The organism is Candidatus Electrothrix sp. (assembly GCF_052785085.1).
The window spans coordinates 1-7,928 of the sequence record NZ_JALAAI010000155.1 but is presented as its reverse complement, the minus strand read 5'-3'; the positions used below and the strand labels follow the sequence as shown (position 1 = coordinate 7,928).

Annotated in this window: 4 protein-coding genes; all 4 read right to left on the bottom strand. The window is 44.5% G+C overall.

Going from position 1 to position 7,928, the window contains the following annotated elements; translation table 11 throughout:
• Positions 1-101: 101 nt before the first annotated feature.
• The 4 genes from L2082_RS17330 to cbiQ all read right to left on the bottom strand — a co-directional run bounded on the left by L2082_RS17330 (position 102) and on the right by cbiQ (position 7,670).
• Complete coding sequence (locus tag L2082_RS17330) at positions 102-1,976, bottom strand: YobI family P-loop NTPase (protein ID WP_446010082.1); 1,875 nt, start codon at positions 1,974-1,976, stop codon at positions 102-104.
• 153 nt (positions 1,977-2,129) lie between these two features.
• Positions 2,130-2,417 carry a PIN domain-containing protein gene (locus L2082_RS17325; protein WP_446010083.1) on the bottom strand — a complete coding sequence of 96 codons (288 nt, stop codon included), beginning with the start codon at positions 2,415-2,417 and terminating at the stop codon, positions 2,130-2,132.
• Positions 2,418-2,905: 488 nt separating this feature from the next.
• Positions 2,906-6,478 (bottom strand): pyruvate:ferredoxin (flavodoxin) oxidoreductase, encoded by a 3,573-nt coding sequence (gene nifJ, locus L2082_RS17320; protein WP_446010084.1) that lies wholly within the window; start codon positions 6,476-6,478, stop codon positions 2,906-2,908.
• 409 nt (positions 6,479-6,887) lie between these two features.
• On the bottom strand, positions 6,888-7,670 hold the full coding sequence (gene cbiQ / locus L2082_RS17315; RefSeq protein ID WP_446010085.1) for a cobalt ECF transporter T component CbiQ: 783 nt from the start codon (positions 7,668-7,670) through the stop codon (positions 6,888-6,890).
• Positions 7,671-7,928: the final 258 nt, after the last annotated feature.

Below are 7,928 nucleotides of genomic sequence, written 5' to 3'. Positions count from 1 at the left end.
AATCACAGGAATCGGTTTAAAACTCATATCCGTTCCGCTAAACAATCACAGAAGCAGTTAAACAAGCTCAAGGAACAGTGGTATAAGCTTGCTGCCTGAAGCTACTGTGCGAGTTTTGCGGTATTGCCATTTTTGACTAAATATATGAGAAGATTGCCGTCTGTAATTTTGTATTTTTCAAATAACTTTTCAAAATCAATAGCACAATTTTGAATCAGCTGGAAAAATTGGATTTGCGCAAGTCCTAAGACATCTTCTTTTAATCGTTTAATCTTTTGTTGCAGTTCATTTTTTTGGGATTCAGAGTTGTTCTCAATATTTTCTTTTCTACTCAAGAACGTTTCACCAGGATTAATTTCTTCTTCAAATTGTGAAAATGGTTTGTTTGTTGGTACTCTATTTTGGTGGTGATTGTTTGGGAGTTTAGATAACATAATATTATTTTCCACAAGAAGAGGCTTAAATTTCTCAAATGTTGCAAGTTGTGAAAAACTAACGTACCGCTTATTATCGAAAAAAAATCCAGAAACTGGTTCGTTAACAGACATGACGATATGGCCAATATATGTCTCAATAAGGCCACGAATATCTCTTGCCTGCTCGTCATTAGCAGACTCTATAGAGATTCTAGTTTCATTGATTTTATCTTTTAATTGATCTTTAGATTTTCGTAAGTACTCATTTTTTTCTTGGCATATCTCAAATAAAATGCCCTGACCGTGATGAAGGTTTTCAAAATCATCGGGATACACATTTTTATAGATCATCATTGCAAGAAGCTTTGTTGCATCAAGGCTCTCACTTTTGAGACGGTCGTAGTAGATCGTAAACTCATTGAAGATATTACGAATAAGCCGCAGGTCATCAATGTACAGAGAAACCTCACGTAAGAATTGTGAATCTATGCTTTTTGCGAAGTCATGTTCATGTAAATGCTCAAGTATCTTATCCAATGAATTTGATCTGTTGATAACAGGAACCACAGGGATGATGAAATCGAAAAATTTTGCGCGGTTATTTTGAGCAAACATATCATCTTTAAGAGCATACAAAAATTTAACCTGATTGTGATTCTTATTGTTATCGTTTATAATTTTGTTGATTTCTCGAAGTTTCACAAAAATTTCTGGATTTCCGAATCGATCAAGATCTTCTATGACGACCACGTCATAATCAGTCACCTGGAAAAAATAGATAATTTCATCAAGATGACGATTCAAAATGGAATCATCAGGAATATCGGCGGTCTCTATTTCTGCGTTTTTCAAAGAAAATTTCTTTAATGAAAGGCCAAACGAGGCTTTATAAAAATCGGACAGAAGGATTATAGGAAGTGAAATAACAAACGCAAGAATCAGATTCCACCAACACGAAGAATAAGATTCGAGAATAACCCATTCATTTCTATAGTAATAGAGGAATATTGACAAGATAAGCCATAAGATGATAATGCCTGATTTCAACAATGGCAGTTCAGGAGTTGAAATTCGTTTAAAGCGAGAGTGTGGCAATTTATTAGCATCTGCTCCGTACAGCATTTGTTGAAGGATACTTCTCTCAATAAATTCTTTTTCAGAATTACCATCATCTTCCTTGAAGGATGCTAACGATATATTTAAAAAATTTAAGCTGCTCTTTTTTTCGTATGTTTTGATAATACTACTTTTTCCTGACCCATATGGCCCGCTAAGAGCTATGTTTTTAATCTGGGGATTTGAAAATGCATAATGAAGGGCCTTGGAATACGTTCCGTCGGAATCTGCACTATCAATAGGTGCCAGATCAGTGAAAGGGGTACTATCATTGCAAGCAAAATAGTCTTCTGCCGTTTTAGGATGGCTATCCATCAGAGAAAAATGGATAAGGGCAGATGGTATCCACTTATTTAATCGATTAATTTTAGGTATATTTTTTACAGTAAAACAACCAAAATAGATTTTTTTGAGGGTGTTTTTTATAACTTGCTTTAACCGCATTGTTCTTTCTTCCTGGATTCGAGAAATAAGTGCTTAATATATTTTCATTTTGATAGATGTGTTGATGCATTGGCAAAAAAATCCCCTCCCGATAACTCGGAAGAGGATTTTTTAATGTCCACCTCAGCGGTCTGTTGGAGATATAGCACAAGCTCAGGAAAACTCTTCCCATAAACGCAGGCCATTGATATTTTTGAAATGAGCATCATAGGTAATCAATTTCGCACCCGTTTCAACAGCATGTGCAGCAATCCATATGTCATTTAAAGGAATCATTTTTCCTTTTTTACGCAATCCAGATTTGATCTCACCGAATATTTCCGATGTTTCAATTGAAACATCAATGATTTTCACTCCTTCTTTGCCGAAAAAAGTTTTCAATTCTTTCTTGTTTTCGGAAAACCTGTTGCCTCCGCTGAATCCGGCAAAGAGTTTCCCCACATAAATCCGCTGTAGGCGTTTGTATCAAGAAGTATTTTTGTCATTTTTTCCAGTCTGATTCGTTTACTTTTTCTAACTCTTTAATATTTTCTTTGAATTCCGTTTTTCCGCTTTTGTCCATTTCCCGAATAAATCAGAAAACATCTCCCGCCTTGCAGCCTTTTTATCGGCCAGCAATGTGTTTTGCAGGATAAACTTTACAGTACGATTCTGGCTTAGTCCGTATTTTTTGATTTTTCAGATATTTTCCTGAAAAGATCATTGTCTATATCATGAATTGTAATTGATTTCATGCAAACCTTCCGTGCAAACCATTTGGAATAAAACTCAATATAACCAGCTTGCTTAAGTCTACAGAATTTACTGGTTTTTCGCAATGTTCCTTTACTCCGGCCTCAGCATTCAAAACAAAAAAAGCCCCAACCGATAACTCGGCAGGGGCTTTTATCAGACTGGGTTAACAGTCCATCGGATCAAGCAAAAAGCTTTTAGTCCTCAAGCGCTTTAAAGCGTCCCTGGAGGAACTTCCAGCTCTTGGTTACGTCCTTTTGGGAGGCATCCATCAGCTCATCAAAATGATCCGGGTTGGACAGCTTAAGCATCCGGTAGCGATTTTCGTTCAGTGCGTACTCGGAGAACGGAATGCTCGGCTCTTTGGAGTCGATGGTCAGCGGATTTTTGCCCTGATCTTCCAGTTCCGGGTTGTAGCGATACAGAGGCCAGTGACCACACTCAACCGCTTTCTTTTGTTGATCCAGCCCCAGAGCCAGGTTCAGACCGTGGTTGATGCAGTGAGAGTACGCAATGATGATAGACGGCCCATCATAAGCCTCAGCTTCGTTGATAGCCTTAACCAACTGCTGCGGGTTGGCACCCAGAGCAACCTGAGCTACGTAGACGTTGCCGTAGGTGGAAAAGATCATACCCATATTTTTCTTAGGCATTTTCTTTCCGCCTGCTGCAAACTGCGCTACCGATGCACGCGGGGTGGATTTGGACATCTGACCACCGGTGTTGGAGTAGACTTCAGTATCAAGCACCAGCACATTGATGTTCTCGCCGGATGCCAGAACATGATCCAGTCCGCCGTACCCGATATCATAGGCCCAACCGTCGCCACCAAAGCACCAGACTGATTTCTTGACCAGGTAATCAGCAACCGGCAGGAGGCGGGAAACGGTCACACTGTTGTTGCCTTCCAGAGCGGCTTTCAGCTCATCAACCCGGGCACGCTGGGCTTCGATCTCATCCTGAGTTTTCTGGCTGGCATTGAGCAGGGAATCAGCCAGTTCTTTGCTGATCAGGCCTTCTTCAACGGTCAGTTCCACCAGTTCAGCAGCCTGCATAGCCAGTTTGTTCACAGATTGGCGCATACCCAAGCCGTACTCAGCATTATCCTCAAACAGAGAGTTAGACCAGGAAGGTCCGCGTCCGTCTTCACGCTGACAGTACGGGGTGGTGGGCAGGTTGCCGCCGTAAATGGAGGAACAACCAGTAGCGTTGGCAATCATCATCCGATCACCAAAGAGCTGGGTAACCAGCTTGATGTACGGGGTTTCACCACAACCTGCACAGGCTCCAGAGAACTCAAACAGAGGCCGCTTGAGCTGGCTGCCTTTCACGGTTGCCGGGTTGATGGAGGCATTGTCCATTTCAGGCAGAGCCATAAAGGTCTTCCAGTTGGCTTGAGATTCCTTTAAGACCTCTTCGGTATTGGTGATCATCTTCAGGGCTGACTCCTCGGTCTTGTTGCCCTCAGCATCTTTCTTGCGTGCTGGACAGGCCGTGGAGCAGAGGGTACAGCCTGCACAGTCGGCAGTGGAAACCTGAACCATGAATTTCTTGCCTTTAAAGTCCTTGCCTACTGCATCGGCGGTTTTAAAGCTGCCTCCTGCTCCTGCTGCCTGCAGATCTTCATCAGAGGCAACCTTGATGCGGATACAGCCGTGCGGACAGACTAAGGAACATTTACCGCACTGGATACAGGTTTCTGGAGACCATTCCGGTACCTTGACCGCAATGTTTCGCTTTTCCCACTGAGTGGTAGCTGTGGGCCAACGACCGTCAGCTGGCATTTGAGAGACCTTGATCTCCTCGCCTTTACCTTCAATCATCTTTGCGGTGATTTCTTTGACAAACTCAGGGGCCTCATCAGGTACGGTTGGCGGCAGCTCGTGACCGGTGACTTTATCGGACAGGGGAACCTCAACAATGTTGTTCACTGCGGCGTCAACTGCCTCGTAGTTCATGTTAACGACCTTATCACCCTTCTTCCCATAGGTCTTTTTGATTGCGGTCTTGATTGCGTCAATGGCCTCGTCCTTTTTGAGGATGCCAGAGATCAGGAAGAAGGCAGTCTGCATGATCATGTTGATGCGTGCGCCCAGACCGATGGCCAGACCCAGTTTGATGGCATCAATGATGTAGAACTTGGCTTTTTTGTCGATCAGTTGCTGCTGCACCTTGGCTGGCAGATGATCCCAGACCGTATCCTTATCAAAGGTGGTGGTCAGCAGAAAGGTACCGCCGTCTTCCAGGTTCGCCAGCATATCGTAGCTGTCCAGGAAGGTGAAGTTATGGCAGGCGATAAAGCTGGCCTTGTTAATCAGATACGGAGCAACAACCTGGTTCTCACCAAAACGGAGATGAGATACGGTCATGGAGCCGGATTTTTTAGAATCGTAAACAAAATAACCCTGGGCTGAGTTATCGGTCTCTGTTCCAATGATCTTAATGGTGTTCTTGTTGGCACCAACAGTACCGTCAGAACCCAGGCCGTAGAACATAGCCCGGTACACATCATTGCCTTCAATATTATAGGACTTGTCGTAATCCAGAGAGGTATGGGTCACGTCATCATGAGGACCAACACAGAAGTGATTTTTCGGGGCCAGGGCAGCCATGTTGTCATACACAGCTTTTACCATAGCCGGGCTGAATTCCGCAGAACCCAGACCGTAACGTCCACCCAGTACCAGCGGCATGATCATAGTGGGATTAGCTTCAGCAGCTTCGCCAATAGCGGCGCGAACATCCAGGTACAGCGGCTCACCTGGTGCGCCTGGCTCTTTGCAGCGATCCATGACCGTAATGCGCTCTACAGAAGAGGGCAGGGCGTTTACCATAGCTTTCATGTCAAAGGGACGGAACAGGCGAACAATAACCATACCCACTTTGCGGCCTTCTGTGACCAAGTGATCAATGGTAGCAGCAACCGTCTCGGCACCGGATCCCATGATGACAACCACGTCAGTTGCATCAGGTGCTCCGTAGTAATCAAAGAGGTTGTACTGGCGACCGGTCTGGGCTGCAAATTTGTTCATGGTTTCCTGAACAATACCCGGAACTGCGTTGTAGTATTTGTTGACCGTCTCGCGACCAGTAAAGTAGACATCCGGGTTCTGGGCTGTACCAGACATGGACGGCCGATCCGGTGTCAGGGCACGCTTGCGGTGCTCGGTGATCAGCTTTTCGTCGATCATCTCCTGCATATCCTCGTTGGAGAGCTGCTCGACCTTCTGGATTTCATGGGAGGTGCGGAAACCGTCAAAGAAGTGGAGGAAAGGAATCCGGGAAGCCAGAGTAGACTGGGTGGCGATCAGGGCCATGTCCTGTGCTTCCTGAACATTCTGAGAGCAAATCTGTGCCCAACCGGTCTGACGGGCACTCATCACGTCACCGTGGTCGCCGAAAATAGACAACCCCTGACTGGCGACGGAACGAGCAGTGACATGGAAAACCGTTGGGGTCAGCTCACCGGCCAGTTTGTACATATTGGGCAGCATCAGGAGTAATCCCTGAGAGGCTGTAAAGGTGGTACAGAGTGAGCCAGAAGCCAAGGAGCCGTGCAAAGAGCCAGCAACACCGCCCTCAGACTGCATCTGAGAGATAACCGGCACAGAACCCCAGATATTTTTTTGTCCTGCTGTGGCCTTGGCATCTGCCTCAGCCGCCATCGGAGAAGAAGGAGTAATGGGGTAGATGGTAATAACTTCACTGGTGGCGTAGGCAACATGGGTACATGCCTGGTTGCCGTCAATGGTGACCATTTTTCGCGACATTGATAAATTCTCCCTTAATCGTGAGGTTGATGTATTCCGGCGGTACTGCCGAAAAGTGAAAAAACTAAAATAATAAACAGCATGCTGTTTATTTTGTCATGCAGATTTCTCAATAAAAAACTTTTGCAACTCCCTGCATGCTAACAGGTTGCGTTGCATAGGGGCTATGATACAAAACAGAGATTTTTTGAAAGTTTGTTTTTTTTATACAACGACAATGTCAAAAATAAAACAATCCATAAAAGATCATTAATATATTATTATAGAGCATAATCTTCATTTATGCAAGAGCGAAAGCGGACAGATTTTGTCGAGTTTGTTCGCAACGACAAGGACGTGAATTAACCCTCAAGAATTGCTGTTATTTGCGATAGATTGTTGTTGACTCAGCCTTTGTTTCCTCTTTGTCTTACCAGGAGAAAATTTCAAGCCCCAGCAAGCCAGCAGTTGCCAAAAGCAGGGTTGTTATGAGGAGGAAATCGTTTCGTTGACCTCCCATTGTACCGTATAGATCATGGAACTGCCCGGAAAACCCTCGTAAGACCATAGCCTCTTGCACTCGTTGAGCTCGATTCCAGCTGCGGATCAGCATCATGCCCAGCATATAGCCATAGGTCTTGTAGGTATGCAGGTTGGTTTTCGGTTGAAAGCAGCGTAGTTGAGCTGCCCGCTGTAAACGAAAGAGTTCCTGCTGAATAAGAGTAATATATCGATAGGAAAAGAGGAGAAGGAGACAGAGTTTTTGGGAGAGGCGCAATTGCTGAAGGCCGTGGCCCAGTTGTGCAACCGTTGACGTGGCAAGAAGACTGATAAAGAGCAGGACAACAGCGTTGGATTTGATGGTAATCAGGAAGGCAAGAAAGAATCCTGTGCTACTGAGGTGTATTCCGAAAAGAGAAAGGGTTTTGTCACTGCTGTAGGTCAGCGGCAGGATAAGGCAGAGTAAAATATTGAAACTGTTGACTAAGGCTAATCGACGAAAGATTTTATGCCATGGTAAACGGGCGATAAAGACGAGAAGACAGGCGAGTAAAAGCCCAAGCAAAGCTGTTAACCAGTTCCGACTCAGGGCTATGATCAGGCTGAGGAGGCTCGTGCAGATGATTTTGCCTCTGGGGTCTGCCTGATGGAGAAAGGATGTGCCATCGCTGAACTGTTCAAAGGTCACGTTATACCATATTTTTTTTATCACGGCTCAGAAGGCCGGGATAGTTAGATTAAACGAGAAATATCCTACCCATTGTTTGAGGTGCTGAAGGGGCGAACCCATATGTTCCCCCTTCTATGCCGGGCAGACACGCAGGTCTGCCCCTACAATTCCACACTCAAAAACGACACCTTCTTGATACAAAATCAACAATAACCACTTGAAAAGCAGAATAAAATGATCATATTTTCTCTAGAATTACTTTATCAGGAGAAAATTGCCATGATCTTCTTAAGTTACTTG